The sequence below is a fragment of the Micromonospora sp. IBHARD004 genome (assembly GCF_052814115.1).
Map to the genome: position 1 here is coordinate 5,258,468 of NZ_CP199934.1, position 26,811 is coordinate 5,285,278.

Genomic DNA, 26,811 nt, shown 5'->3' on the forward strand with positions numbered 1-26,811 from the left:
GAATGCCAGCAGTGGCACCTGCAAAACGGACGGCCGCCCGGTTGGCGGCCCTGCTCGTGGCGACACTCGCGCTCGGCCTCGCGACCGCGCCGGTCGGCCCCGCCGGGGCGGCGCCCCCGGCCGGCCTGCTCGCCGCCGCCCCCGGCGACGACGAGGGTGGCACCCCGGCCCTGCGCGCCCAGCTCGACGCGGCCAGCAAGGGCTGGCTGGAGGCGAAGACGGCGCTGGCCCGCTCGGCCGGCCGGCAGAAGCAGCTCACCAACCAGCTCACCACGATCAACGCCGAGCTGAGCGTCCGCGACACCAAGGTCGGCGAGATCGCCGGGGTCGCGTACCGGACCGGACGGCTCGGCACCGCGGCGGCGCTGCTCGCCAGCGACAGCCCGGAAGGCTTCATGGACCGCGCCGCCGCGCTGGGCCAGGTCGCCGCCAACGAGGACCGGGCGCTGCGGGACCTGATCGAGACCCGGGACCGGGCGACGGCGACCCGGACGGCGCTGACCGCCGAGATCCAGGAACAGCGCAAGCAGGTCGCGGTGATGGGCAAGCGCAAGCAGCAGGCCGAACGCGCGCTGGAGGTGGCGAACGACCGCGCCGAGAGCGCCCGCGACAGCGGCGGCACGGTCCGGGGCACCTCCACCGCGAACGCCGACCCGGCGCCACGCAACTCCGACGGCTCCTGGCCGCCCGAGTCGTGCAGCGTCAACGACCCCACCCCGGCCGACGGCTGCATCACCCCGCGCACGCTGCACGCGCTCAACGAGGCCAAGTCGGCCGGGTTCACCCGGTACGTCTCCTGTTACCGACCCAGCGGGTCGGGCGAACACCCCAAGGGCCGGGCGTGCGACTTCGCCGCGCAGTCCGACGGTTTCGGCGGCGTCGCCAGCGGCGGCGACCGGACGTACGGCAACAACCTGGCGGCGTACTTCGTCCGCAACTCCGACGCCCTGGCCGTGCTCTACGTGATCTGGTTCAAGCAGATCTGGCTGCCGAGCAGCGGCTGGAAGTCGTACAGCGGCGGCAACGGCGACCCGTCCAGCGACCACACCAACCACGTGCACCTGTCGGTCTACTGAGCCGGGGGGTGATCCGTCGCCGGACGGGTCACCCCCGCTACGCCCGTCGACGTACGCGGAATGTCGCCCCCGGCCCCACGACGCGGCCGGCCCGCCGGACCAGCATCGACGGCATGAGCCGACTCTCCCCCGCCAACCGCAAGGCCCTGCTGACCCTGCACCTGGTCACCTCGCTGGGCTGGCTCGGCGCGGACCTCGTGCTGCTCACCCTGGGCGTCGCCGGGCTGCGCGGCGCCGATCCCGCGGTGGTCTACCCCACCGCGGGGCTCGTCGTCACGTACCTCTTCGCACCGCTGAGCGTGGTGGTCTGGCTGGTCGGGGTGGTGAGTTCCCTGCTCACCCCGTGGGGGTTGCTGCGCTGGCGCTGGGTGCTGGTCAAGTTCGTGCTCACCACCGTGATGCTCGGCCTCGTCCTGCTGCTGCTGACGCCCCGGATCCGGCAGCTCGGCGAGCTGGGCGCCGCCGCCTCCACCCACTACCGGGTGGACCTGGTCGTCGCCCCGGCCATCTCCACCTCGCTGCTGCTGGTCGCCACCGTGCTCTCCACGTACAAGCCGTGGGGCCGGCTGCGCCCCGCCACCCCGGCCCGCCGCCGCCCGGTGGCCGCCGCGCCCCGATCCTGACCGGTCAGCCGGCAGCGGGCGCGTCCGGACCACGGTCCAGCACCGCGCCGAGCCGGCTGGCGAGCCCGAGGTGAGCCGCGCGGGCCTGCCGGAATGCGTACCCGAACAGGGGCGCCGGCGCGGAGAGGGTGATCTCGACGTCGATCCGCGTCACGCCGCCGGGCTCGTCCCGCAGCCGGGTGTGGTTGCGCACGGTGGTGGCCGGGCGCTGCCGGGCCACCGTCACCACCTCGTCCTCGGTGGCGATCAGCACGTCGGCCTGGTAGGTGACCGGGAAGCGCAGCGGCCCGACCGCCAGCCGGTCGGTGATCGCGTAGCTGGCCAGCGCGCCCGGCCGGGGCGGCAGCCGGCGCACGCCGACGATCAGCGGGTGCAGCTCACCCTGGCGGGTCAGGTCGCCGAGGAGCGCGACCGCCTCGGCCCGGGAACAGCGGGCCTGCACGGTGTAGCTGAACGTATCGCGGCTGAGCACACCGTCCCCCTCGCCGTCGGCGGTCCGCCCGATCGTCCCGTACGGCGGGCGGGCTGGCAACGCTTCGGCATGACGCGGGGCTGGCGGGGAATCCGGACGCCCGGCGGGACGAGGAGGCGGCTCGGCGCACCCGAGGACCGTCCCTCGGCCGGCGGCCGGCGGGAGTCGTGATCAATCGGAGCGGCTCAGGCGCCGGGGAGCACCTCGGGGGTCGCGGTGCCGGCGAAGTAGGGCTCGGGCGCGCCGAAGAGGCCGAGCAGGCCGGTGACCCAGAGCTGCCGGTGCACGAACCGGCTCGGCTCGGTCACGATCAGCTTCACGCCGCTGACCTCGGCGGTCTGGAAGCCGGCGACCATCGCGCTGATGCCCACGGAGTCGATGAAGGTGACCAACCGCATGTTCAGCTCGATCCGGGACGGACGGCCCTTCGCGAGCACCTCCGCGATCGCCTCGCGGACCTCGTAGGCGGTGTCGACGTCGATTTCACCTCGCGGGGCGATCTGGATGACACCACCCGGCAGCACCGACTTCACGATCGACAGGCTCACGCGAGCACCTCCACTCGCCCATGACGGGCGCCTCATCAGTACGCGGGCCGCGACCGAGAGTATTCCTCCGACGGCCTCGGTCGCCACCCCTCGGGATGAGCAATTCGCGGACCGGGCACACCTGGGCACCCTGATCCGGACCTTCTGGTTCCCATTTTCCCGACGTCCGGGTTTCTCTGTCTCCAACGATCGACCGGTGCCGGCCGATCCGCCGCACCAGGGTAGCGGTCCGGCGCCCGTCGGGCGCGTACCCCCGACGATCGGCGCGTTCGGTTGACCCCGCCGCCTAGCATCGGCCGGGAGTGCCCCGGACGGAGAGGATGATCGATGATCAGGAGACTGCTCGGACTGGCCGGTGTCGGCGCCCTGCTCGCTCTCGTACTGGCCTGCGGCTTCGGTGGCGCGGGCGACGACGATGACGACGACGACGACTTCGCCCGCGGGTCGGTGACCGTCTCGATCCGCTGAGCGGACCGGCGGATGGTTTGCGTCGACGCCCGGACGGGCACTGGCGGGTAAGCGAACAGTCACGCGCCGGACAGCCACCGGAGTCCGAAGTGGCCCCCGGGCTTCGGCACCCCGAGGAGGTAAGCACGATGTTCGGAACCACCATGCTGGACCGCCGCAGCAAGCCCGAGCGGATCGCGGACCAGGCGTGGCAGCACCTGGTCTCGTCCGTCAGCTCCGCCGGTGACAGCGTCCGGGACACCGCCCGGTCCGCCCGGCGCGGCGGCTCGGGCCTGGCCGATGACGCCACCGACCTGGTCGGCGCCGCCGCCGAGGAGGCCCGCCGCCGGGCCACCCTCGCCTTCGACGCGCTCGCCGGCCGCCGTCCGGCGCTGCCCTGGACCCTGCTGATCAGCGCCGCGCTGGTCGGCGCGGCCCTCGGCTGGGCCGCCGGCACCGCCGCCCGGGCCGCCGGCAGCCGGGGCCGGGACGCCGACGAGATCGAGTTCGTCGACGTGGACCGGCCCAACTCCCCCGTCGGCCTGGACGGCTGACCCGACGCACCGACGACACGGCGGTGTCCCCGACCCGGGGACGCCGCCGTTCGCCGGCCGGAGGCGGCGCGGCGACGGGCATGACGACAGCCACCCGGACGAGCCGGGCCCGGGTGGGGCGGTCGGTCAGTCCAGGTGGAAGACCAGCCCGTCCCCCATTGGCTCCCGGCGGATCCCCAGGCCGTCCACCGGCCGCCCGGCCGCCTCCCGCCACGGCGTACCGGCCGCGTAACCGGGCAGCAGCACCACCGTGCGCACCCCCGACGCCCGCAGGTACGCCACCGACGCGGCATCCGGGAAGGTGAGGCTCGCCGCCCGGATCCGCTCCTGGCTGGCCGGGGTGAACGAGGCCAGCCCGTTGACGATCCGGGGGAAGCCGTCGGTCGACCAGAGCATCACGTGGAACTCGCGGGTGCCGCCGCTGGGCAGCACCATGGCCGGACCGGTCAGCCCGCGCAGCGCCGCCGGCTCGGCGGGCACCGGCACGTGCGGGGTGCGGTTGACCCCCTCCAGCAGCACCAGCAGCACCGGCAGGACGAGCACCCAGCGGGCCCACCGCCGCCACCCCCGGACGCCGGGCGGCAGCTCCGAGCGGCGTACGGTCAGCGCCCCGGCGGCCAGCATCCCGAGCAGCAGCGTGGTCCAGAGCACCAGCCGCCCCGGGGTGCGGATGGCATCCCAGCCGGGCAGGTGGCGGACCAGCGTGACGTACCCGGGATCGCCGTCCCCGCCCACCGTGGCGCCGGCGGCCAGGGCCGCGCTGACCAGCACCCCCACCCCCAGCGCCAGCCGGTGCCGGATCCGCCAGACGGAGAAGAACAACCCGGCGGCGGCGAGCCCCAGCAGCGTCATCCCCGGCAGCAGGGTCATCTCGGTGGGGAAACCGAGCGTGGCCCGGGCCGCGGCGTGCGCGTCGCCCCAGAGCCACGACTCCGGCGGCGCGGTCAGGAACCCGTGTGGCGGCGGGGAGAACATCGCGATCTGCGCGACCGTCCGCCGGCCGGCCGGATGCCGGGCCACCACCTCCAGGTACGGCGCGGCCATCAGCAGGGTCACCCCGGCGAAGGCGGTCCCGCCGGCCAGGTCGGCCAGGAGCAGCCCGCGCGGCAGGACCGGCCGGGCCCGGCGCCGCCACCACGACCAGCCGTACCCGCCGGCCGCGCCGAGGCAGAGCAGGCCGAGGGCGTACGCGAAGGGCAGGCCGATGCCGAAGCCGAGGGTGACCTGCCAGGCGGCGACCGCCCAGCCCGCCGCCGCCCAGCCCGGGCGGACCCGGCCGGGCCGGCGGCCCCGGCGCAGCGACCAGCCGTGCCCCCGGGCCAGCATGGCCAGCGACAGGGCGATCCCGCCCACGCAGAGCACGTGCAGGTGCCCGGCCTGGGCCAGCTTCCACGGGGCGTACGCGAAGGAGGCGCCGGCCACCGCCGCGCCGGCCCGCCCCGAGCCGAGCTGCCGGGCCAGCGCGTACGCCCCGACGAAGGCGAGCGCGTGCACCAGCACGTAGAGCAGGTTGTAGCGGGCGACGGCGGCCACCGGTCCCGCGCCGACCAGGCCGGCCGGGGCGAAGCCGAGCAGGGTGTCCGAGTAGGCGTAGGTGTAGGGCTCGGGAAAGAACGTGTTGGAGTGCCAGACCCGCGCCGGGTCGGTGCGCAGGGCGTGCCCGCCCCAGGCGATCTGCCACGCCTGCAACGTCGGGTCACCGGTGTCCTGCGGCAGCGTCCCGGTGACGTCCCGCAGGGTGGGCCAGGTCATCGCCGCGGCCAGCAGCAGCGAGCCGAGCACCAGGACCGTCCATTCGTGCCGGACCAGCCGCCCGGCCGTCCCGACGAGCCCCGACCCCCGTTCCCGCAGCCCCCGGCCCCGCCGGTCCCCGACCGCGACCCCGCCGGCCGCGACCGCCTCCCGCACACCACTCATCGCCCGTCCCCCGTCGCCCCCGCGATCGTGCCCGACCCACCCACCCCCGGTCCATGCCCTGTCCTCCCGCTCCCCGCGATCTTGTGGTTGGGGCCCCCGGGCGGGCGGTTCGCCCCGTTCGCCGGGGCGGCGAGTGCGAGGTCGCGGGCGCGGGTCACCCGGGTCGGGTGAGGACGGGTCACCCGGGGCGGGGTCAGGATCGGTGCTGGCGGCGTCCATGCCGGCGGGTGGGCGCACCGCAGCGAATCCGATCCGTGAAGGAGTGAGCGATGGCCACCGCAACCGTCACCCGGACCGACCAGGACATCCAGACCGACGTCCTCGACGAGCTGACCTGGGAACCCCGGGTACGCCCCAACGAGATCGGGGTGACCGTCACCGACGGGGTGGTGACACTGACCGGCTGGGTGGACAGCTACGCCAAGAAGTGGGCCGCCGAGCGGGCCGCGCACCGGGTGGCCCGGGTCCGGGCGGTCGCCAACGACCTGGCCGTCCGGATCTCCACCGCAGCCGAGAAGAGCGATCCGGAGATCGCCACCGCGGCCAGCCGGGCCCTGGAATGGGACGCGTTCGTGCCGATCGAGGCCCTCAACGTGACCGTGACGGACGGCTGGGTCACCCTGCACGGCGAGGTCGAGTGGGAGTACCAGCGCCGCGCCGGCGAACGCGCGGTCGGCCGGCTGACCGGCGTACGCGGGGTGAGCAACGGCATCACCGTCCGGCCGGCGGTCCGGGCCGACAGTCGCGACCTGGCCGAGCGGATCGTTGACGCGTTGGCCCGCAACGGCGCCACCGAGGCCGAGGGGATCAGCGTCCGGGTGCACGGCGACACCGTCGTGCTGGAGGGCCTGGTGCACTCGGTGCCGGAGCGCGAGGAGATCGAACGGGTCGTCTGGTCGGCGCCCGGCATCCGCGAGGTGCACAACCACGTCGCGGTGGGCCGCTGAGCGGCCCGGCCGGGTGGCCGGCGGGAACCACCCGGCCCGGGTGATCCCGGCTCACCCGCTCGGGAGCGAGCGTGGAACCCATGGCTGATCCGAACGTCGGCGGGTGATGGCCGGATGACCACGCCACTGCAGGTCACCACCGCGAAGCTGCGGATCCCGGTGACCGAGACCGACCATGCCCGCGGGCCGGTGGAGGCGCCGGTCACCCTCGTCGAGTACGGCGACTTCCAGTGCCGGTTCTGCGGCGCCGCGTACGCGAACCTGGCCGAGGTGCTGCGCCAGCGCGCGGACCAGGTCCGCCTGGTCTACCGGCACTTCCCCATCGCCAACGTGCACCCGTACGCGGAGAGCGCGGCGGAGGCGGCCGAGGCCGCCGGCCGGCGCGGACGGTTCTGGGAGATGCACGACTGGCTCTACGAGCACCAGGACCAGCTCGACCCGGTGCACCTGTCGCTCGGCGTCGAACAGCTCGGGCTGCCGCCCGAGGAGATCGACGCGGAGGTGAAGGGGCACGCGGACGCCGACCGGGTCCGGCGGGACTTCGTCGGCGGCATCCGCAGCGGCGTCAACGGCACCCCGACCCTCTTCGTCAACGAGGCCCGCCACGGCGGCGGCTACGACCTGGCGGACCTGCTGGCCGCGGTGGACGCCGCCGCGAACGCGTGACCGGGCGGACCAGCGCCGGCCCACGGCTGCGCCGTCAGATCAACCGGAGCTCACGGGCCCGCCGGACCGCCTCGCGCCGGCGGGTCGCGTCGAGCTTGCGGTAGATGTTGCGCACGTGCGTCTTCACCGTGTTGACCGACAGCGACAGCTCGCTGGCGATCTCCACGTTGGACAGGATGCTCTGCAGGTACCGCAGGATGGTCAGCTCCCGCTCGGTGAGCGGCTCGTCCAACGCCCGCTCCGGCCCGCCCGGCCGGTCCGCCGACTCGTCCGCGCGCCGCTCGTCCGCGCCGCGGACCAGGTCGCTCACCGTCGGCCAGTGCGCGGTGCCGGAGTCCAGGTGGGCGGCGAGCAGGTCGCGCAGCCCGGGCTCGGCGCGGGTGAAGACCCGGCGGTACCCCCCCGGCTCGGCCAGGTCGAGCACCCGCTCCACGAGCCGACCGGCCCGCCGGCCGTCGCCGCCCTCCCGGGCCAGGACCGCGTCGAGGACACCGGCGGCGAGGCGCACCGGCAGCGGCCAGGACTCCGCCTCCGGGGCCGACCAGTCCGGTACCGCGTGCGCGGCGGCCCGGGGATCACCGGCCCGCAGCTCCACCCGGGCCAGCGCCACCCCCAGCGCCGCCGCCTCGCCGCTCGACCGCCGGGCGTCCTCCCCCCGGCCCGGCGTCCGGCCGTCCCACCCCGTCGACCCGCCACCGCCACCCGGCGCCCCGCCGGGCCCGGGCGGCGCACCTGCCGGCCCGGCCGGGAGCGCGCCGCCGGACGGCTCCCGGGCGGCCTCGGCGTCCGCCCGGCGCAGCGCCTCGACCAGCAGGCCACGGGCGGTGTCGAGGTCGCCGACGGCGGCGCGCAGCTGGGCCTCCGCGGCGGTCAGCCAGGCGGTCAGCTCCACGGCGGCGGGCCGTTCGGCCAGCCCGGCCCGGCCCTCGACCCGCACCTCCCGGTTCTCAACCGGCCCCTCCCGGGTGCCGACCCGCCCCGCGTGGGCCTCGGCCAGCCCGTGCCGGGCCTCGACCAGCGTGCGGAGGGCGGCGGCCGGCTCGCCGCTCTCGGCCAGCAGCTCCGCCCGGCAGAGCGCCGCCAGCTCGGCCACGCCGGGTTCCCCGGCGGCCGGCGCCGCGAGGGCCAGGTTCGCCGCCGCCTCCGCCGGCTCGTCCCGGTGCAACGCCACCAGCGCCAGCGCCAGGTACGCGTGCCCGCAGTCCACCCGGCAGGACCATCCCTGGCAGGGCGGCAGGGCCAGCGCCTCCCGCGCGCTCCGGTCCGCCGACCGCAGGTCGCCCCGGACCGCGTCGAGCAGGGCCGACCGGCTGAGACAGACCAGCTCGGTCCGGGGCCGACCGGCCTGCCGCGCCGCGGCCAGCGCGTCGGCGCACCGGTCCCCGGCGGCACGCAGCTCCCCCTCGGCCAGCTCGACCAGGCCGAGCGCCGTGCCGGCGACGGCCCGGACGTCGGCGTCCTCGCCGGCCCCGGCGCGCGGGTCGTCCCCGGGACCGGGCGCGGTGCGCGTCGCGAGCAGCCGGGCGGCGGTCCGGCGTACCTCCTCGTGGTCGCCGGCCAGCCTGGCCTGGGTGAGTTCCAGCGCGGTGGCCAGCCGCCGGAACCGGTCCCGGCGCGGCGCGGGCAGCGCACGGGCGTGCTCCACGGCCCGCCGCAGGTGCCCGGCGGCGGCGGTCGCGTCCCCGGCGTGCGCCCGCTCCGCCGCGCAGGCCAGCGCGAGTTCCGGGTCCCGGCGGACCGCCTCGGTGGGCGGGCCGGCGGGCGGCGGCGCGGCCGGCAGGTCCCGGTCGTACGGCGCCAGCTCCGGCCAGTGCCCGATGAGCAGCTCGGTGGCCCGGTCCCAGGCGCCCCCGGCCAGCGCGTGCCGCAGCGCCTCCGCCGGGCGGCCGTTCCCGGCGTACCAGGCGGCCACCCGGGCGTGCAGGTCGCGCAGCTCGTCGGCGGGGAGCCGGCCCAGCTCGTCGCGGAGCACGTCGGCCAGGAGGGGGTGGCAGCGGTACCAGGGCGGGCTGCTCCCGTCGTGCCGCAGGAACCCGCCGTCTCTGGCCAGGGCGGCCAGCAGTGGCCCCGAGTCCGCCCGGCCGGTGACCGCATCGGCCAGGTCGGCGCAGACGGCGGCGGCGACCGCGCTGCGCCGCAGCACGTCCCGGGCGTCCGGGGCGAGCGGGCCGAGGACCTCCTCGCGCAGGTACCCGGCGACGTCCGGCTGGTCGCCGCCGAACCGCTCCACCCAGCGGGCCGGGTCCGGCTGGGCGCGCAGCGCCAGCGCGGCGAAGCGCAGCCCGGCCGGCCAGCCCCCGGTGCGCTCGACCAGCCGGGGCAGCGCGGCGGCCGGCAGCCGCACCCCGTGCGCGACCAGCAGGTCGGCCACCTCCTCGCCGGTGAAGGCCAGCTCGTCCGGGCCGAGCTCGGTCAGCTCCCCGGCCAGCCGCCAGCGGTGCAGGGCCAGCGGCAGGTCGGTCCGGGCGCCGACCACCAGCCGCAGCCGCTGCTCGGCGTGGCGCAGCAGGAACTCCAGTCCGGTCAGCGCGGCCGGATCGGTGACCCGGTGCAGGTCGTCCAGGACCAGCAGCACCGGGCGCTCCCGGGCGGCGAGCGCCGCCGCGAGCAGTTCGAGCTGGTCGGGGCGGGGCGGGGTCTCCGGCACCGGGGGGCGGGGTGCGTCGTCCGGCGTACCCTCGACGACCCCCCGCAGCGCCGCCGCCAGGTACGACCAGAGCCGCTCCCCGGTGTCGCCGGCCTCCACCGCGACCCAGGCCGGCGGCGGCTCGGCCCGGGACGCCCGCGCCCACGAGGCGAGCAGCGTGGTCTTGCCCCAGCCGGCCGGCGCGCGGACCAGGGTGACCGGCCCGGCGACCCCCTGGTCCAGCCGGTCCAGCAGCCGGGGCCGGACCAGCACCGGCTCCGGCAGGACGGCGGGCGAGAGCCGCGACGCCAGCAGCGGCGGCGCGCCCGCGGTCCCGACGCCGTCGCGGTCCTCCGGCATGCGGCCCCTCCCCCGTCGCGTCCGCTCCCGGTCGTGCGGCGAGCGGTTACCCGGCCCGCGCCGGTTCACCCCTTCGGGGCGAGCCGGCTTCACCCGGGCCGCCCGGATGCTGGACACCCGCGGGCGGTCGGCCGCGCGTGACCGGCCGCCCGCCGACCCGCGACGAGGCGAGGGGCAGGTGGTACGGATGGGACGGCTGGCCCGGGGCGCGATCGCCCTCGCGGTGGCCGCGGCGGGGGCGACGGCGGGCCGGGCCCTGGTCGTACCCCGGCCGCGGAGCTGGCCGCGGGTCGCCGGCGCCGACCCGCGGCCCGCGCGGTGGCAGGTGGTGACCGTCGCCGGGCCGCCGGAGGCGGTGCTGCCCGGCGGACGCTGGCCGGAGCCGCTGCGCCGGCTCGACGGCGCGGTGGAGCTGCACGCCCGCCCGGCCCCCGGCGGCCGCGGCACCGAGCTGGCCGCCCGACCGCTCGGCGGCTCGCCGCGGCTGCCCGGCCTCGCCGCCCACCTCGTCGGCGACGACCCCGGGCTGCTGATCCGGCAGGCGTTGCGGGAGGCCAAGCAGCTCGCCGAGACCGGCGAGGTGCTCCGCGCGGACCGCTCGCGGCTGGACCGCCCGGGGGCCGCCGGGTGAGGGCGCTGTGCTGGGAGGGCGTCGACGCGCTGGCGGTACGGCAGGTACCCGACCCGGAGCTGCGCAACGCGCAGGACATGATCGTCCGGGTCCGGCGCAGCGCCACCTGCGGCGCCGACCTGCCGCTGCTGGGCGGGCGGATCCCGTTCCTCGCGGCCGGCGACGTGCTCGGCCACGAGTTCCTCGGCGAGGTGGTCGAGGTCGGCCCGGAGGTCCGCCGGCACCGGCCCGACGACCGGGTGGTGGTCTGCGCGGCCGTCGCCTGCGGCGCCTGCTGGTTCTGCCGGCAGGGCCTCTTCGCCTGCTGCGACAACGGCACCGGCGCGGCGGCGACCGAGTCGGCCTGGGGTCAGCCCACCGGCGGCTGCTACGGCCATCCCGCCCCGCTGGGCGGCTTCGCCGGCAGCCACGCCGAGTACGTCCGGGTGCCGTACGCCGACGTCGGCGCGTTCACCGTGCCCGACCCGGTCAGCGACGACCGGGCGGTGTTCGCCTCGGACGCCGCGCCGACCGGCTGGATGGGCGCCGAGCTGGGCGAGGTCGGGCCCGGTGACGTGGTCGCGGTCTGGGGGGCGGGGGCGGTCGGGCAGCTCACCGCCCGGGCCGCCCTGCTGCACGGCGCGCACCGGGTGATCGTCATCGACCGGTACGACGAACGGCTGCGCATGGTCGACCGGCACGTCGGCGCGGAGCCGCTCAACTACCGGTACGTCGACGTCCCGGCCGAGCTGCGGGAACGCAGCGGCGGTCGGGGCCCGGACGTGTGCGTGGAGGCGGTGGGCATGGAACCGGAGCCGCCGGGGCTGCTCGGCGGCCGGCTCGGCGGCGGGGCGGACCGGCCGTTGGCGCTCCGCGAGGCGGTGCACGCCTGCCGCAAGGGCGGCATGGTGGTCGTCCTCGGCACCTGGACCGGGTTCGTCGACACGTTCCCGCTCGGCGCGGTGATGAACAAGGGGCTCACCGTCCGCAGCGCCCGGCAGCACGGGCAGCGCTGGATCCCGATGCTGCTGGACCGGATGGCCCGCGACGAGCTGCGCACCGAGCACCTGGCCACTCACCGCCTGCCGCTGGAGCGGGGCGCCGACGGTTACGCGCTGTTCCGGGAGCGGGCCGACGGCTGCGTCCGGACGGTGTTCGCTCCGTGATCCGCGCGCCCGCGGGTGGCACACTCGGCGGATGCCTGACGACCGCCCGTACGACCTCGTCCTGTTCGGCGCGACCGGCTTCACCGGCGCCCTCACCGCCGAGTACCTGGCCCGGCACGCCCCGGCCGGGCTGCGCTGGGCGCTGGCCGGCCGCAACCCGGGCAAGCTGGCCGGGGTGCGGGACCGGCTGGCCGCGATCGACCCGGCGCTGACCGGGCTGCCGCTGCTGACCGCCGACGTCACCGACCCGGAGTCGCTGCGCGCGGTCGCCGCGAGCGCCCGGGTGGTGGCCAGCACCGTCGGCCCGTACATCCACCACGGGGAGCCGCTGGTCGCGGCCTGCGCCGCCGCCGGCACCGACTACCTGGACATCACCGGCGAGCCGGAGTTCGTCGACCTGATGTACGTCCGGCACCACGCCGAGGCGGTCCGCACCGGGGCGCGGCTGGTGCACGCCTGCGGCTTCGACTCGATCCCGCACGACCTGGGCGCCTGGTACACCGTCAAGCAGCTCCCGTCGGACGGGCCGATCACCGTCGACGGCTTCGTCCGGGCCGGGGGCCGGTTCTCCGCCGGGACGTACCACTCGGCGCTGACCGCGTTCTCCCGGACCGGGGAGATGAGCCGGGCCGCGAAGGCGCGCAAGGCGGTCGAGCCGCGCCCGGAGGGCCGCCGGGTCCGCGCGGTGCCCGGGAAGGTGGGCCGGTCGGAGGAGCTGGGCAGGTGGGTGGTGCCGCTGCCGACCATCGACCCGCAGGTGGTCCGCCGCTCGGCGGCGGCCCGCCCGGAGTACGGCCCGGACTTCCGCTACCGGCACTTCGCCGCAGTGAAGCGGCTGCCGACGATCCTGATCGCCGGGGTCGGGATGGCCGGCCTGGTCGGGCTGGTGAAGCTGCCGCCGACCCGGCGCTGGCTGCTCGGCCGGCTCTCCTCCGGCCAGGGGCCGACCGCCGAGCAGCGGGCGAAGTCCTGGTTCAAGGTGCGCTTCCTGGGCGCCGGCGGCGGCCGGAAGGTGCTCACCGAGGTGGCCGGCGGCGACCCCGGGTACGACGAGACCGCGAAGATGCTCGCCGAGTCCGCGCTCTGCCTGGCGTGCGACGACCTGCCGCCGACGTCGGGGCAGGTGACCCCGGTGACCGCGATGGGCGACGCGCTCCTGGCGCGCCTGGTCAAGGCGGGGATGACGTTCCGCGTGGTCGACGAGGACGCGACGGCTTGACCCTCGACCGGGTTGAGGGCACAGGATCGGTCGTCGTGGAGAACGAACTGCGCAGCATCGGCGAGCTGGCCCGGGCCAGCGGGCTGACGGTGAGCGCGCTGCGGTTCTACGACCGCTCCGGCGTGCTGGTGCCCGCGCTGGTCGACCCGGTGACCGGCTACCGCTGGTACACCGACGACCAGGTCGCCCCGGCCCGGCTGGTGGCCGGGCTGCGCCGGGTCGGCATGCCGCTGGCCGAGATCGGCGCCGCGCTGCGGCACCGGTCCGAGCCGGCGGTGATCGGCCGGCTGCTGGACGCGCACCTGCGCCGGCTGGAGGACGGCCTCGCCGACGCCCGCCGTGAACTCTCCCGGGTCCGTGCCCTGATCGACTCCGAGGAGACCCCGATGACCACCCGTCTCGTGCTGCACCGTGCCGACCTCGCCGCCGCCGTCGACGCGGTCCGCTTCGCCGTCGGCGCCGACCCGGAGCTGCCGGTGCTGGCCGGGGTGCTGCTGGAGGTCGAGCCGGACGGCGTCCGGCTGGTCGCCACCGATCGGCACCGGCTGGCGGTGGCCCGGACCGGGTGGAAGATGGACGGCCCGCCGGTGCGGGTGCTCGTCCCGGTCGGCTTCGTCGACGAGGCGCGCGCCCTGCTGGACACCGGCGCCGGGATCACCCCGGAGGCGCACGTCACCGTCGACCGGGAGCGCGTCGAGGTCGCCGTCGCCGGACGCACGGTGAGCACCGCGCCCCTGCCGTACGACTTCCCTGACTACCGCCGGCTGCTGCACGGCCACGTTCCCGGCGCGCCGGCGCACCGGGTGGTGGTGGACGTGGTGGCGCTGCGCGCGGCGGTGACCGCCGAGGGCGCGCCGGTGCTGGTGAAGGAGCACGACGGGGTACGCGCCGAGGTGACCGTGCTGGGGTTGGACGGGCGGGGCGGGCTGCGGGTGGTCGGGCCGGACGAGGCGCCGGAGGCGGACGCCGTCCGGGTCGGGGTGAACCGGGAGTACCTGCTCGACGCCTTGGACGCCGGCGACCGGGGGCAGCTCCTGCTGGAGCTGGACGGTCCGATCGCCCCGCTGGCCGTGCGCCGCCCGGACGACGAGCACGCCTTCTCCATCCTCATGCCCGTCCGGCTCTGACGCCGGTCCCGGGTGCGGGACGGCCGGACGGGGCCGCGACGGTAGCATCTGGGGGTCCCACCTGACTGCCTGGACGGAGGCGTACGAGCAGCATGCTCGACATGGAGTTGATCCGGAAGGATCGCGAGGCGGTGGCGACCGCGCTGGCGAAGCGTCTGGATCCCGCCGAGGTCAACCGGGTCCTGGACGAGGTCCAGCGGCTCGACCAGGAGCGCCGCGCCCTGATCACGGAGATCGACGCCGAGCGGCAGCGCCGCAAGGCCGAGGCTCGGGCGTACGCGCAGGCGAAGCGGGCCGGCACCGCGCCGGAGCCCGTCGCGCCGGAGGCCGAGCGCAAGCAGCTCGCCGAGCTGGAGTCCCAGCTGGACGAGGTGCAGTCCCGGCTGCGGACCACGATGAGCGAGCTGCCCAACCTGCCCGCCGACGACGTCGTCCCTGGCGGCAAGGAAGCCAACCGGGTGGTGAAGACCTTCGGCGAGCCGCCGGTGCTCGAGAAGGTCCGCGACCACGTCGAGCTGAGCCGGATGTTGGGCCTGGTGGACCACGAGCGGGGAGTCAAGCTCGGTGGCTCCGGCTTCTGGATGTACACGGGCATGGGCGCCCGGCTGGAGTGGGCCCTGATCAGCTGGTTCATCGACGAGCACGTCAAGGCCGGCTACGAGTTCCTGCTTCCGCCGCACCTGCTGCTGGACACCGCCGGCTTCGCCGCCGGCCAGTTCCCCAAGTTCTACGACGACGTCTACCACCTGGACCGGGAGTCCGCCCCGCGCGGGCAGTTCCTGCTGCCCACCTCGGAGACGGCGATCCTCGGGGCGTACCAGGACGAGATCCTGGAGACGGCGAAGCTGCCGCTGAAGGCGTTCGCCTACACCCCGTGCTACCGGCGGGAAGCGGCGGGCGCGCACTCGGACGAGCGCGGCACCGTGCGGGGTCACCAGTTCAACAAGGTGGAGATCTTCCAGTTCACCCTGCCGGAGCAGGCGGACACCGCGCTGGAGGAGATGCTCACCCACGCGGAGAGCCTGGTCGAGCGGCTGGGCCTGCACTACCAGCGCAGCCTGCTCTCGGCCGGCGATGCCAGCGCCGCGATGAAGAGGACCCTCGACATCGAGGTCTGGATGCCGAGCACCGGCAAGTACAAGGAGGTGTCGTCGGTCTCCTGGGCCGGCGACTACCAGGCCCGCCGGGCGGCCATCCGCTACCGCGAGCCGGGGGGCAAGCAGACCCGCTTCGTGCACACCCTGAACGGGTCGGCGCTGGCCACCAGCCGGCTCTTCCCGGCCATCCTGGAGCAGTTCCAGCAGCCCGACGGTTCGGTGCTGGTGCCGGAGGTGCTCCGCGACAAGTTGGGCACCGACCGGCTCACGCCGGTCCGCTGACCGCACGCGCCGAGCGGCGGGCGTCGGGTCCTCCCGACCCCGCCGTTCGTCATCCCGGCTCCGCTCGGCGCCGTCAGCGGCCCGCCGCCACCGACCCACCCGCCGCCGGTGCGGCCGACGCCGCCACGGGACCGGCCGCCGGGCGGTCCGCCACCGCCCCGGAGCCGTCGGGCGCGGAGCCTTCGGGCCCGGGTCCGGGGCCGTCGCTGCGGGCGACCGTCGCCCGCCGCCCCAGGGCCGCCAGCAGGAGCGCGACCAGGACCGCCGCGAGCACCGCCGGGCCGGCCGCGTCCAGCCCGGCGACCAGGGCCTGCTGGACCCGGGCCGCGGCCACCACGACCGGGTCGCCGAAGGCGTCGTACCGGCCCAGCGCGAGCCGGACCTCGTACCAGCCGTACCAGGCGACGTGGCCGCCGGCGGTGAGCAGCACCAGGCCGCTCAGCCGGGGCACGAGCGCGCCGGCGCCGCGCAGCCGGGCCACCACCCGGCCGCGCAGCAGCGCCACGCCGAGCGCGGCCACCCCGACCACCAGCCCCATCCCGATCGCGTACGCCCCGAAGAGCGCCAGCCCGCGCAGCGTCGAGCCGGCCTGGAGGCTGGTCACCACGATCGCCAGGAACGGGGCGATCGTGCAGGTCAGCGAGGCCAGCGCGTACGCCATGCCGAAGAGCGCCATGGACGGCAGCGAACGGGCCAGCCGGGGCGCCCGGGCGAACGGGCGCGGGGCGGGCAGCCGCCGGCCGGCGAGCAGCCAGCAGCCGGCCGCCGCCAGCAGCAGGCCGAGCGTCACGGTCGACCAGGGCAGCCGGGGGCGCAGCCAGTCCGCCAGCGGCGCCAGGGCCAGGCCGAACGAGCCGAAGACCACGACGTACCCGAGGGTCAGCCCGGCGGTCGCGGTGAGCGCGCGGCCGACCGCGCCGCGCCCGTCCGGCGGGCCGGCGACCAGCAGCGACAGGTACGCGGGCAGCATCGCGAAGCCGCACGGGTTGACCGCGCCGAGCATGCCGGCGGTCAGCGCGAGCAGCAGCGGCGTGGTCATCAGCCGGCCAGTTCGGCGACCCGCCGGCTGAGCGACTCGCCGTCGAGGAAGCCCTGGTGGACGACCCGGCCGTCCCGGTCGATGATCAGGAAGGTGCTCTGCTCGACCACCTCGAACCGGCGCCACAGCGCCCCGGCCCGATCGTCGAGCTGCGGGGTGCCCGCCAGGTCGAACTCGGTGACGAACTCCTTCATCGCCTTCTGCTCACCCAGGCCGGCGACGCCGACGATCGGCACGGTGTCCCGGTACTTCGGGGCGATCTCGGCGACCGTCCAGGCCTGGCTGGCGCAGGTGGCGCACCAGGGCGCCCAGAACCAGAGCACCACCGGCTTCCCGGCCAGTTCGGCGGCGGAGAACCGCGTACCGTCCAGGGTCTTCGCGGTGAACGTCAACGTCTCCGGCACCCGGGTCGGGACCACCGGCGTGGCGGCGGGTGCGCCGCTGGGTGCGGCCGGCCCGGTCGTCGGGGCGGCGGGAGACGCGGCCGCGACGGCGGTCACCGGCGGCGCCGGCTCCGGGCCGACCGCGCAGGACGCGACGCCCAGCAGCGCGGCCACCGCGACGGCGGCGGTGGCCCGGTGGGCCACCGTGGTACGACGCGACATCCGCGTCTCCTCTCGGTCGGCTACTCGGCCCTGGCGAGCCGGAGCGCGAGTTCGGGACAGACCTTGACCGCCTTGAGCGCGCCCTCCCGCAGCCAGGTCGGCACCGGGGTGGACGGGAACGCCGGGTAACCGTTCGCGTCGAGCCGGATGAAGTCCGGCACCACGTGCGCGCAGAGCCCGTGCCCGTCGCACCGGGACCAGTCCAGGGTGAGCTTCCGCGGGTTCGCGTCCGGCGCCCCGGGCAGTCCCATCACGCCCTTGACCCGCTTGCCGCAGCCGTCGCCGGTGGTGTGCAGCCGCAGGTCATCGGCGAAGACCTCGATCGCGGAGAGGGCGAACCGGGCGGTGCCGTCCGGGTGGCCGCACGCGCCGCGCCCCTTCACGTCGCCGGCCGCGGCCCGGACGATCTCGATCGGGGCGCTGCCGGAGACCGCGAGGTCGACGGCCCGGGCCAGGTCGGGCAGGCCCATCTTGCACGGCCCGCACTGCCCGGCGGACTCGCCGGCCAGGTAGCGGACCACCTGGGCGGCCTCGCCGAGCGGGCAGGTGTCCCGGCCGAGCGGGACGATGATGCCGGCGCCGAGGGTGCCGCCGACGGCGGTCAGCCCCTTGCGGGAGACCTCCGCCCGGTCCGCGGCCTCGGGGGTGATCCACTTGCCGTGGTAGCCGCCCATCAGGACCCCCGGCCCGTCGGGCACCTCGCAGAGGTCGAGGATCTCCCGCAGCGGGGTGCCGGCGGCGCACTCGACCACCGCCGGTCGGCCGGCCGCCCCGGTGACGGTGAGCAGCACCGTGCCCGGTTCGTCGTCGGTGCCGAGCGCGGCGTACTCGTACGGGCCGAGCCGGGCGGCGACTGCCAGCTGGGCGAAGGTCTCGGCGTTGGAGAGCAGGGTGGGCAGCCCGCCGACCCCGGAGTCGCTGGAGCGTTTCTTGGTGCCGGGCGGGATGTGCGGCAGGCCGTTGATGCCGTTGACCAGCGCGCCGCCCTCGCCGGAGATGAACCGGTGCGGCACGGTGACGATGGTGGTCGGCACCGGCATCCGGCGTTCCTGCAGCGCCTCGGTCAGCGACGGCCGGCCCACGTCGTCGTCGGCCACCCCGATCACGATCTCCTCGGCATCGAGGGCGTACGCGGCCAGCGCGGCGCCGTCGAGGATCAGGTGCGGCGCCCGGGTGAGCAGCACCTTGTCCTTCCAGCTCGCCGGCTCCCCCTCGCTGGCGTTGACGACGACCACGGCGGAGAGGCTCTGCCGCTCGCAGGACTCCAGCACGGCGCGCAGCTTGCGGGCGAACGGGAAACCCGCGCCGCCCTTGCCCTTGAGGTCGATCGCCGCGGCCAGCCGGAGCAGGCTGGCCGGTTCCATCGGCCCGATCGGGCCGTGCACCTCCTCGTGGGCCAGCAGGTCGAGCCGGCCGAACTCGGCGAAGCCGGCGGTGAGCCGGGGTTCGCCGACGCACGCGACCGGTGGCACGGTCGTCCGCATCACTTCGCCTCACCGCGCAGCCCGGCCCAGTACGCCCCGTCGACCGCGTCCGCGCTGGCCCGGCGACGCCGGGACGACCGGCTCTCGCCGGCGGCCCGCAGCGCCCGCCGGGAGGCGAGGTCGACCAGGGTGGGGGTGTCGTCGACGGGCAGGTCGTCCGGGACGTACCGGGCCGGCGGCCGCCAGTAGTCCGGCTCCTCCGGCACCTCCTCCTCGACACTGTGCCGGCCGCCGCTGCGCGGCGCCGCGGAGATCGGCCCGGCCGACACCGGGCCGGCCGAGATCGGCCCGGCGGAGATGGGCTCCGCGGAGACCGGTCGCTCGCCGCTCGCCCACCGCCGCGGGCTGTCCCACGGCTCCTCCGGCTCGACCCACCGCGGCGGCGGCGCCGAGTAGCGGGCGTCCACCTCGTCCCGGTACCGGCGGGGGACGCCCTCCTCCGCGTCCCGGTACCGGCTGGCGGACCGCTCGTCGGCCCGGCCCCGGGTGGCGGGCTCCGGCTCCGCGGCGCGGCGCCGGGCGGCCGCCCGCACGGGCTCCCGCAGCGAACCGGGCTCGGGCACCACCGGCACGGCGAACCGCTCGGGGTCGCGGCGGCGGGCGGTGCCGGCCGGCGCGCTCCACGAGGTCGCGGTGGTCTCCGCCCAGCCGCCCTTCCGGCCGCCCCGGCCGGCGCGGCTCTTCTCCTCCTCGCCGGAGCGCCGGCGGACCAGGCCGCCGAGCAGTCCCCGGCTCTCCTCGGTGGGCTTGCCGGCCATCGCCTGGTTCAGCACGGCGGCCTGGTGCTGCTCCCGGCTGCGCTTGCCGAGGTGGACGGAGAAGCGGACCAGCAGCGCCACCACCACCAGCAGCACGCAGGCGAGGTAGCTCACCACCACCCAGGACTTCGCGGGTCGCCCCGCGTTGAGGCCGTGGATCAGGGCGAACGGCCAGGAGACGTACGCCATGGAGTGCAGCGCCCGCCAGAACCACTTCGGGCCGACCCCGGCGAAGCGGACCCGGATCAGGCCGGTCCAGAGCACGCTGACCATGAGGAACGAGGCGACCGTGCCGAGTCCGACGTAGAGCCCCCGGCCACCGATGAACGGCACCACCGCGTCGGTCGGCCCGGCCCGGCCGATCGAGATCTTGGTGATGACGTGGACGACCAGGCCGGCCACGCCGAGGATGCCGGTGGCCCGGTGCGCGGACTGGAGCAGCACCCGGTGCCGGATCAGCAGCACCAGCCGGTCGGTGGCGAGCAGCCCCATCATCACGGTGAGGCTGAGCGAGACCAGGGCGACCACCCCGGCGAAGAACTCGGTGAAGAAGAAGCCGTACGCGTACATCGCCCGGCCGGCGCCGGACAGCTCGACGCCGGCCCACGCGAGGGCGAGCGCGGACGCGGTCAGCGCGACCATCGCGGATTTCGACCGGGTCCGGGCACCTCGGCTGGTGCTGGTGGTCCGGACGGTCGCCGCCTTCTCGTTCTGCTGTGCCCGGGCCATCTGCTCCTCGATCGTGTCTCACGGCGGCGCCCCCACCGGCCGACCCTGCTCCCTCCTCAGGTACGGAGCGACGCGGCGAGCGGATCAGCCCGGTGGCGAATTTCTCGGCCGCCGGTTCGAACCGTCCCGCCCCGGCGCGCGTGTAGCGCCTGGCGCACTACGCAACGACGTATTTCTATCCATTGACAGTCGTTGCAACACGCTTGTAACCTTGCCGAAAATTTCAGCCCGGGCTTGCAAGAAACCGACACTGAGATCCCTTCCCCCGCGCCGCGCCACCCCCGTCCCCCGCACCCAGGAGTCCCGATGCATCGACGCCGATGCCGCTCGGCGGTCCTCGCCCTCGGCATGATCGCCAGCCTGCTCGTACCGACCGCCGTGGCGGCTCCCCCGGCCGCCGCGGCCCCGTCCGGCACCAAGAAGGTCATCGCGCAGCTCTTCGAGTGGAACTGGCCCTCGGTGGCCAGCGAGTGCACCACCGTGCTCGGCCCCAAGGGCTACGGCTACGTCCAGGTCTCCCCGCCGCAGGAGCACGTCAAGGGCAACCCGTGGTGGGTGGCCTACCAGCCGGTCAGCTACCGGGTCGAGTCCCGCAAGGGCACCCGGGCGCAGTTCCAATCCATGGTGAACACCTGCCACGCCGCCGGTGTGAAGGTGATCGTCGACGCCGTCATCAACCACATGTCCGGCCAGGACAACGGCACCGGCTGGGCCGGCTCCTCGTACGGGCACTACGACTACCCGGGCATCTACCAGACCCAGGACTTCCACCACTGCGGCCGCAACGGCGGCGACGACATCGTCAACTACAACGACCGGTACGAGGTGCAGAACTGCGAACTGGTCAACCTGTCGGACCTGAAGACCGAGTCGGACTACGTCCGGTCGAGGATCGCCGGGTACCTGAACGACCTGCTCTCGCTCGGCGTGGACGGGTTCCGGCTGGACGCCAGCAAGCACATGCCGGCCGGGGACATCGCCGCCATCAAGGGCAAGCTCTCCCGCTCGGCGTACCTCGTGCAGGAGGTGATCTACGGCGCCGGGGAGCCGATCCAGCCGACCGAGTACACCGGCAACGGCGACGTGCACGAGTTCCGGTACGGCAAGGACCTCGCCCGGATGTTCAACAGCGAGCGGCTGGCGTACCTGAGGAACTTCGGGGAGGCCTGGGGCTACCTGCCCAGCGGCTCGGCGGTCGCCTTCGTCGACAACCATGACACCCAGCGCGACGGCGGGGTGCTGACGTACAAGAACGGCGGCAGCTACGCCCTCGCGAACGCGTTCATGCTGGCCTGGCCGTACGGGTCGCCGGCGGTGATGTCGAGCTTCACGTTCAGCGGCAAGGACCAGGGCCCGCCCTCGGACGCCAACAACAAGACCCTGAACACCACCTGCTACTCGGGCTGGCAGTGCGAGCACCGCTGGCGGGTGATCGCCAACATGGTCGGGTTCAACAACGCCACCCAGGGCGCCGCGGTGGCCAACTGGTACGACAACGGCTACCAGCACATCGCGTTCAGCCGGGCCGGCAAGGGCTACCTGACCATCAACGACGAGGACTTCTCGATCACCGGCCGCTCCTACTACGTGGGGCTGCCCGCCGGCCGGTACTGCGACGTCGTCCACGGCGACTTCAGCAACGGCTCGTGCAGCGGGCCGGTGATCACGGTGGACTCCAGCGGCTGGTTCGCGGCGAACATCAACGCCCACGACGCGGTCGCCGTCCACATCGGCGCGAAGCTGCCCTGACCCGGCCCGGCCGGCCCGATCCGACCCGGAGGCCCCCCGCACCGCCTTTGACGGAGCGGGGGGCCTCCTCTCCCTTACGTCACCAACGGCTGCCACCGCCTGAGCGGCGACGGTCGCGCGCTCACTCGCCGAGCAGCCAGCCGTTCTCCTCGGCGATGCGTACCGCGTCCGCGCGGTTCCGGGCGCCGGTCTTGCCGATCGCCGCGGAGAGGTGGTTACGCACCGTCCCCTCGGACAGGTGCAGCACGGCAGCGAGCTGGGCCACCGTGCCGCCGCCCCGGGCCGTCCGCAGCACCTCGGTCTCCCGCTCGGTCAGCGGACTGGCCCCGGTGGCCAGGGTCTCCGCGGCCAGGGTGGGATCGACCACTCGCAGCCCGGCGTGCACCCGACGTACCGCGTCGGCGAGCTGCCGGGCCGGGGTGTCCTTCACCACGAAGCCGTTGGCGCCGGCCTCCATCGCCCGCCGCAGGTAGCCGGGGCGGCCGAAGGTGGTCACCACCAGCACCCGGCAGCCGGGCACGGCGGCGCGTAGCGCGGTGGTCGCGGCGATCCCGTCCAGGCCGGGCATCTCGACGTCGAGCAGGGCCACGTCGGGCGCGGTGCGGCGGGCCTCGGGGACCACCTCGTCGCCCCGCCCGACCTCGGCGACCACCGTGAGGTCCGGCTCCAGCGAGAGCAACGCGGCCAGCGCGCCCCGGACCAGCGCCTGGTCGTCGGCGAGCAGCAGCCGGATCGGCCCGCTCATCGCCGGATCACCGGTCCGCCGGCAGGGCGACGCGGAGCAGGAAACCCGGGCCGTCCGGACGGCGGCCGACGGTGACCGTGGCGTCCAGCCGCCGGGCCCGCTCGCGCAGCCCGACCAGCCCGTGCCCACCCGGCCCGGCCGGCGCCGCGGCGGCCGGCCCCCGCCCGTCGTCGCGGACCTCGACCAGGCCCGGCTCCACCCGGATCACGCAGCGCCGCGCCCCGCTGTGTCGGACCACGTTGGTCACCCCTTCCCGTACCGTCCAACCGAAGAGCTCGTCCCGCTCCGCCGGCAGCTCCGGCGCCGCGTCCGGCAGCTCCGCGGCGATGCCCGCGGCGGCGAGCGCGGAGCGGGCGCCGGCCAGCTCCCCGGCCAGGCTGATCCCCCGGTACGCCCCGACGGTGCCCCGCACGTCGGCGAGGGCCTGCCGGGCCAGCCGCTCCACGTCGGCGATCTCGGTGGCCGCCCGGGCCGGGTCCAGCTCCAGCAGCCGGCCGGCCAGCTCGGCCTTCACCGCCACCACGGTCAGCGAGTGGCCGAGGATGTCGTGCAGGTCCCGGGCGGTGCGGGCCCGCTCCTCGGCCACGGCCAGCCGGCGGATCTCCTGCTGGGCGGCCTGGAGTTCGCTGTTGCGCTGGGTCAGCCGGGTCACCCCGAACATGGCGAACGAGGCGAGCAGCACCGCGAAGACGACGGTGCCCTCCGCCTCCCAGCCGGGCACCAACGCGGCCGTCACCGGCGGGGTCAGCGCGGCGAGGGCGACCACCACCAGCGACTGCCGGGTCGGCAGCAGGAACACCGCCGCCGCGGCGACGAAGACCAGGGTGGTCAACCAGTCGCCGCCGGTGCCCGGGATGCCGGCCAGCCCGAGCCCGAGCAACAACGCCACGGCCGCCCACGCCCGGCCGACCGGGATCCCCCGGCGCTCCAGACGCCGGCCGCGCGCCCACTGAAAGACGAAGACGTACAAGACGCCGAAGGCGACCAGGGTCGCCGCGCCGACCACCCGTCGCCACGGCTCCGGCTGGTGCAGGGCGGCGAGCAGCGGGATGTTGAGGAAGAAGAGCCAGACCGCGGCGAGCAACCAGCCGGTGACCCGCCAGTGACGGGTCTCCAGATAGTTCCGGTCCGGCGGAAGCTGCATCCTGAACACGCTAGCGGCCGCCGTTCCCGTCAGACCCGCGTGGTGTCCCGGCGGAACAGCCGGGCCGCGCCGAGGCCGAAGAGCACGGTCCAGCCGGCCAGGTTGCCCAGCGCCACCCAGTCCATCCCGGCCCCGGTCAGCGGGGCCCGGGCGAGCTGGCCGACCCCGTACACCGGGGTGAACTTGGCGATCTGCTGGAGCGCGTGCGGCAGCACGTCGAGCGGGACGAAGAGGCCGCCGAGCATGGCCAGGATCGCCAGGATAGGGCCCATGAACTGCATGACGTTCTCGGCCGGGGCGAGATAGCCGACGAAGAGCCCGAAGGCGGCGAAGACCAGCGAGCCGAGCCAGGCGGTGAGCCCGGCCACCAGCCAGACCTGGACGGGCAGCCGGACCCCGGCGCCCGCGCCGACCGCGAACTCGACGAGCACCGCGATCAGCCCGAGCACCATGGCGGTGGCCACCTTCGTCGCCACGTACGCGGGCGGGCGCAACGGGGTGAGCCGGAGCTGCCGGCTCCAGCCCAGCGCCCGTTCGGTGGCCACCGCGGCGCCGGCGCTGGTGGTGGCGACCATGGCGCCGTACACGGCGAGGCTGATCATGATCCAGGCGGTGACCGGGCGGCCGTTGGGCAGCTCCTGTCCCCGTTGCGGGAGTCCGAAGAGGAGGAAGAGGACCGCCGGCATGACCAGGATGAAGATCAGCGTCCGGCGGTTGCGCAGGACCCGGCGGATCTCGATGGCCAGCACGGCGGTGGAGAACCCGCCCAGGGCGGGCGGCCGCCGGTCGGCGCGGGTGGCGGACGGGGTGGAGGGGGCGGCGACGGTCATCTCATGCTCCGATGGTCTGGGCGGTCGGACGCGCGGCGGTCGGGCTGGGGGTGGTCGAGCCGTCGGTGGCCGGGCTGTCGGTGGTGAGGGCGAGGAAGGCGTCCTCGAGGTTGCGGGAGGTGATCTCGACGTCCCGGGCGGCGGTCCGGGTGAGCAGGTGCCGGGCGACCTCGTCCGAGTCGTCGGTGCGGACCAGCACCGCGTCGCCGCGTACCTCGACCGCGCGGACCCCGGGCAGGGCGGCGAGTACGGCCTGGTCGGCGCCGGGGAGGGTGGCCCGGACCACCCGACCGGCGGCCAGGTTCTTGATCTCGGCGGTGGTGCCGTCGGCGACCACCCGGCCCTGCCGCACCAGCACGATCCGGTCCGCGTACGCGTCGGCCTCGTCCAGGTAGTGCGTGGCGAAGAGGATGGTCCGGCCGGCCCGGGCGTCGGCCCGGATGGCCTGCCAGAAGTCCCGCCGCCCCTCGACGTCCATGCCGGTGGTCGGCTCGTCGAGCACCATCAGGTCGGGGTCCGGGAGTAGCGCCAGGGCGAAGCGCAGCCGCTGCTGCTGGCCGCCGGAGCACTTGCCGACCAGCCGGTCGGCGATCGACGCGATGCCGGCCCGGTCCAGCACCTCGCCCACCGGGCGGGTCCGGCCGTAGAACCGCGCGGTCATCCGTACCGTCTCGGCGACCGTGAGGTCCTTGAGCAGCCCGCCGGTCTGCATCACCGCGGCGACCCGGCCGTGCCGGACGGCGTCGGCGGGGGTGCCGCCGAAGAGCCGGACGCCGCCGGCGTCCGGGCGGGCCAGCCCGAGCAGCATGTCCACGGTGGTGGTCTTGCCGGCGCCGTTCGGGCCGAGGAAGGCCACCACCTCACCGGGCTCGATCCGGAGGTTGAGCCCGTCGACGGCGGTCACCGGGCCGAAGGTCTTGGTGAGTCCGGCCAGTTCGACGGCCGGTGCGGTGTCGGTCATGACAACGATGCTCCGGCGAGCGGCCGTCCCGTCCCCGGAGCGGGCGTCACCTTCCGACCATGACATTTGTCAGGTCCCGGCGGGTGCGCCCGGGCCCGCGCCGGGTAAGCGCCTGCGGTCCACGTCCGCGACCGAGGAGGGCACCATGGCCAGCGCGCCAACCGGACGGGTCGACACGATCGTGCTGATCCACGGCCTCTGGATGACTTCGCGCAGCTGGGAACACTGGGTGGACCGGTACGAGGCCCAGGGCTTCCGGGTGCTCGCGCCGGCCTGGCCCGGGATGGAGGGCGAGGTCGAGGCGCTGCGGGCGGACCCGACCCCGATCGCCCAGCAGCGGGTCGCCGACATCGTCGACCACTACGAAGCGATCATCCGGGACCAGCCCCGGCCGCCCATCATCATGGGGCACTCGTTCGGCGGCCTGTTCGCCCAGCTGCTGATCTCCCGCGGCCTCGGCGCGGCGGGCGTCGGGGTGCACCCGGCACCGGTCAAGGGCGTGCTGAAGCTGCCGTTGAGCACCCTGCGCTCCGGGTTCTCAATCCTGCGCAGCCCGGCCAACCGGCACCGCGCGGTGCCGTTCACCCCGGACGACTTCGCGTACGCCTTCGGCAACACGATGAGCCGGGCGGACTCCGACGCGGCCTGGGAGCGGTACGCCGTCCCCGCCGCCGGGCACGTCTTCTTCGAGGACGCCTTCGCCAACCTGGACCCGAACTCGGCCACCAAGGCGGACACCCACCGGGACGACCGGGCGCCGCTGCTGCTGACCACCGGCACCGAGGACCACGTGGTGCCGCCGTCGCTGGCCCGCTCCGCCGCCGGCCTCTACCGGAGCTCCCAGGCGGTCACCGCGTACCACGAGTTCCCGGGCCGGTCGCACTTCGTCGGCGGGGAGCCGGGCTGGGAGGAGGAGGCCGACTACGTGCTGGACTGGGCGGTGGAGATGGCGAACACCGTGTCTCCGACAGTGGTGAGCGAGGCGCCGGGCCGGTGAGCCGATCGGCCCTGGCATGTCTAGGTGGAGCGG

Annotated in this window: 25 protein-coding genes; 13 read left to right on the forward strand and 12 right to left on the reverse strand. The window is 75.6% G+C overall.

Features of this window, described 5'->3' with window-relative positions:
- Positions 1 to 2 precede the first annotated feature (2 nt).
- Together ACTWO6_RS25580 and ACTWO6_RS25585 are read left to right on the forward strand one after the other, a co-directional pair.
- The gene (locus ACTWO6_RS25580; protein WP_446216320.1) at positions 3 to 1,076 is read left to right on the forward strand and encodes a coiled-coil domain-containing protein; all 1,074 of its coding nucleotides are present in this window, start codon (positions 3 to 5) and stop codon (positions 1,074 to 1,076) included.
- Between the two features lie 113 nt (positions 1,077 to 1,189).
- Positions 1,190 to 1,699, forward strand: a complete 510-nt coding sequence (locus ACTWO6_RS25585) for a hypothetical protein (protein WP_446216321.1) — start codon at positions 1,190 to 1,192, stop codon at positions 1,697 to 1,699.
- Between the two features lie 4 nt (positions 1,700 to 1,703).
- On the opposite strand, the gene ACTWO6_RS25590 is transcribed toward ACTWO6_RS25585, so the two are convergent.
- Positions 1,704 to 2,231, reverse strand: a complete 528-nt coding sequence (locus tag ACTWO6_RS25590; RefSeq protein WP_446216322.1) for an SRPBCC family protein — start codon at positions 2,229 to 2,231, stop codon at positions 1,704 to 1,706.
- 125 nt (positions 2,232 to 2,356) lie between these two features.
- Positions 2,357 to 2,719, reverse strand: coding sequence for an STAS domain-containing protein (locus tag ACTWO6_RS25595; RefSeq protein WP_446216323.1), 363 nt, complete (start codon positions 2,717 to 2,719; stop codon positions 2,357 to 2,359).
- Positions 2,720 to 3,046: 327 nt separating this feature from the next.
- Between ACTWO6_RS25595 and ACTWO6_RS25600 the strand changes: the two genes are divergently transcribed.
- Both ACTWO6_RS25600 and ACTWO6_RS25605 read left to right on the forward strand, forming a co-directional pair.
- Positions 3,047 to 3,187, forward strand: coding sequence for a hypothetical protein (locus tag ACTWO6_RS25600; protein WP_446216324.1), 141 nt, complete (start codon positions 3,047 to 3,049; stop codon positions 3,185 to 3,187).
- A 128-nt stretch (positions 3,188 to 3,315) separates the two neighbouring features.
- On the forward strand, positions 3,316 to 3,720 hold the full coding sequence (locus ACTWO6_RS25605; RefSeq protein WP_446216325.1) for a hypothetical protein: 405 nt from the start codon (positions 3,316 to 3,318) through the stop codon (positions 3,718 to 3,720).
- A 126-nt stretch (positions 3,721 to 3,846) separates the two neighbouring features.
- Here the strand turns inward: ACTWO6_RS25605 and ACTWO6_RS25610 are convergent, their stop codons facing one another.
- Positions 3,847 to 5,637, reverse strand: coding sequence for a hypothetical protein (locus ACTWO6_RS25610; RefSeq protein ID WP_446216326.1), 1,791 nt, complete (start codon positions 5,635 to 5,637; stop codon positions 3,847 to 3,849).
- Between the two features lie 269 nt (positions 5,638 to 5,906).
- Here ACTWO6_RS25610 and ACTWO6_RS25615 point away from each other — a divergent pair, with 269 nt between their 5' ends.
- Complete coding sequence (locus tag ACTWO6_RS25615; protein ID WP_446216327.1) at positions 5,907 to 6,584, forward strand: BON domain-containing protein; 678 nt, start codon at positions 5,907 to 5,909, stop codon at positions 6,582 to 6,584.
- Positions 6,585 to 6,698: 114 nt separating this feature from the next.
- Positions 6,699 to 7,250, forward strand: a complete 552-nt coding sequence (locus ACTWO6_RS25620; protein ID WP_446216328.1) for a DsbA family protein — start codon at positions 6,699 to 6,701, stop codon at positions 7,248 to 7,250.
- A 34-nt stretch (positions 7,251 to 7,284) separates the two neighbouring features.
- Here ACTWO6_RS25620 and ACTWO6_RS25625 read toward each other — a convergent pair whose 3' ends face one another.
- Positions 7,285 to 10,305 (reverse strand): LuxR C-terminal-related transcriptional regulator, encoded by a 3,021-nt coding sequence (locus ACTWO6_RS25625; protein ID WP_446220761.1) that lies wholly within the window; start codon positions 10,303 to 10,305, stop codon positions 7,285 to 7,287.
- 118 nt (positions 10,306 to 10,423) lie between these two features.
- On the opposite strand from ACTWO6_RS25625, the gene ACTWO6_RS25630 reads away from it, so the two are divergent.
- The 5 genes from ACTWO6_RS25630 to serS all read left to right on the forward strand — a co-directional run bounded on the left by ACTWO6_RS25630 (position 10,424) and on the right by serS (position 15,737).
- Positions 10,424 to 10,867, forward strand: coding sequence for a hypothetical protein (locus ACTWO6_RS25630; RefSeq protein WP_446216329.1), 444 nt, complete (start codon positions 10,424 to 10,426; stop codon positions 10,865 to 10,867).
- Positions 10,864 to 12,012 (forward strand): zinc-dependent alcohol dehydrogenase, encoded by a 1,149-nt coding sequence (locus ACTWO6_RS25635; protein ID WP_446216330.1) that lies wholly within the window; start codon positions 10,864 to 10,866, stop codon positions 12,010 to 12,012. The genes ACTWO6_RS25630 and ACTWO6_RS25635 overlap by 4 nt, the downstream gene beginning before the upstream one ends.
- 31 nt (positions 12,013 to 12,043) lie before the next feature.
- Complete coding sequence (locus ACTWO6_RS25640) at positions 12,044 to 13,231, forward strand: saccharopine dehydrogenase family protein (RefSeq protein WP_446216331.1); 1,188 nt, start codon at positions 12,044 to 12,046, stop codon at positions 13,229 to 13,231.
- A 47-nt stretch (positions 13,232 to 13,278) separates the two neighbouring features.
- A complete protein-coding gene (locus ACTWO6_RS25645) occupies positions 13,279 to 14,358 on the forward strand; it encodes a DNA polymerase III subunit beta family protein (RefSeq protein ID WP_446220762.1) in 1,080 nt (359 codons plus the stop codon).
- Positions 14,359 to 14,450: 92 nt separating this feature from the next.
- Positions 14,451 to 15,737 (forward strand): serine--tRNA ligase, encoded by a 1,287-nt coding sequence (gene serS, locus ACTWO6_RS25650; protein WP_446216332.1) that lies wholly within the window; start codon positions 14,451 to 14,453, stop codon positions 15,735 to 15,737.
- A 73-nt stretch (positions 15,738 to 15,810) separates the two neighbouring features.
- Here the strand turns inward: serS and ACTWO6_RS25655 are convergent, their stop codons facing one another.
- The 4 genes from ACTWO6_RS25655 to ACTWO6_RS25670 are packed head-to-tail and all read right to left on the reverse strand — an operon-like array spanning position 15,811 to position 20,352.
- Positions 15,811 to 16,779 carry a cytochrome c biogenesis CcdA family protein gene (locus ACTWO6_RS25655; protein ID WP_446220763.1) on the reverse strand — a complete coding sequence of 323 codons (969 nt, stop codon included), beginning with the start codon at positions 16,777 to 16,779 and terminating at the stop codon, positions 15,811 to 15,813.
- The gene (locus tag ACTWO6_RS25660; RefSeq protein WP_446216333.1) at positions 16,776 to 17,381 is read right to left on the reverse strand and encodes a TlpA family protein disulfide reductase; all 606 of its coding nucleotides are present in this window, start codon (positions 17,379 to 17,381) and stop codon (positions 16,776 to 16,778) included. The genes ACTWO6_RS25655 and ACTWO6_RS25660 overlap by 4 nt, the downstream gene beginning before the upstream one ends.
- A gap of 20 nt (positions 17,382 to 17,401) precedes the next feature.
- Positions 17,402 to 18,868 carry an NADH-ubiquinone oxidoreductase-F iron-sulfur binding region domain-containing protein gene (locus ACTWO6_RS25665; protein ID WP_446216334.1) on the reverse strand — a complete coding sequence of 489 codons (1,467 nt, stop codon included), beginning with the start codon at positions 18,866 to 18,868 and terminating at the stop codon, positions 17,402 to 17,404.
- Positions 18,865 to 20,352, reverse strand: a complete 1,488-nt coding sequence (locus ACTWO6_RS25670; protein ID WP_446216335.1) for a ferric reductase-like transmembrane domain-containing protein — start codon at positions 20,350 to 20,352, stop codon at positions 18,865 to 18,867. The genes ACTWO6_RS25665 and ACTWO6_RS25670 overlap by 4 nt, the downstream gene beginning before the upstream one ends.
- Before the next feature lie 306 nt (positions 20,353 to 20,658).
- Between ACTWO6_RS25670 and ACTWO6_RS25675 the strand changes: the two genes are divergently transcribed.
- On the forward strand, positions 20,659 to 22,101 hold the full coding sequence (locus tag ACTWO6_RS25675; protein WP_446216336.1) for an alpha-amylase: 1,443 nt from the start codon (positions 20,659 to 20,661) through the stop codon (positions 22,099 to 22,101).
- Between the two features lie 121 nt (positions 22,102 to 22,222).
- Here the strand turns inward: ACTWO6_RS25675 and ACTWO6_RS25680 are convergent, their stop codons facing one another.
- The 4 genes from ACTWO6_RS25680 to ACTWO6_RS25695 are packed head-to-tail and all read right to left on the reverse strand — an operon-like array spanning position 22,223 to position 25,781.
- Entirely contained in the window at positions 22,223 to 22,846 is a 624-nt protein-coding gene (locus ACTWO6_RS25680) for a response regulator (RefSeq protein ID WP_446216337.1), read from the reverse strand.
- Positions 22,847 to 22,853: 7 nt separating this feature from the next.
- Entirely contained in the window at positions 22,854 to 23,990 is a 1,137-nt protein-coding gene (locus tag ACTWO6_RS25685; protein ID WP_446216338.1) for a sensor histidine kinase, read from the reverse strand.
- 29 nt (positions 23,991 to 24,019) lie between these two features.
- On the reverse strand, positions 24,020 to 24,820 hold the full coding sequence (locus tag ACTWO6_RS25690; RefSeq protein WP_446216339.1) for an ABC transporter permease: 801 nt from the start codon (positions 24,818 to 24,820) through the stop codon (positions 24,020 to 24,022).
- 1 nt (position 24,821) lies between these two features.
- Complete coding sequence (locus tag ACTWO6_RS25695) at positions 24,822 to 25,781, reverse strand: ABC transporter ATP-binding protein (protein ID WP_446216340.1); 960 nt, start codon at positions 25,779 to 25,781, stop codon at positions 24,822 to 24,824.
- 145 nt (positions 25,782 to 25,926) lie between these two features.
- On the opposite strand from ACTWO6_RS25695, the gene ACTWO6_RS25700 reads away from it, so the two are divergent.
- Positions 25,927 to 26,778 (forward strand): alpha/beta hydrolase, encoded by an 852-nt coding sequence (locus ACTWO6_RS25700; RefSeq protein WP_446216341.1) that lies wholly within the window; start codon positions 25,927 to 25,929, stop codon positions 26,776 to 26,778.
- Positions 26,779 to 26,811: the final 33 nt, after the last annotated feature.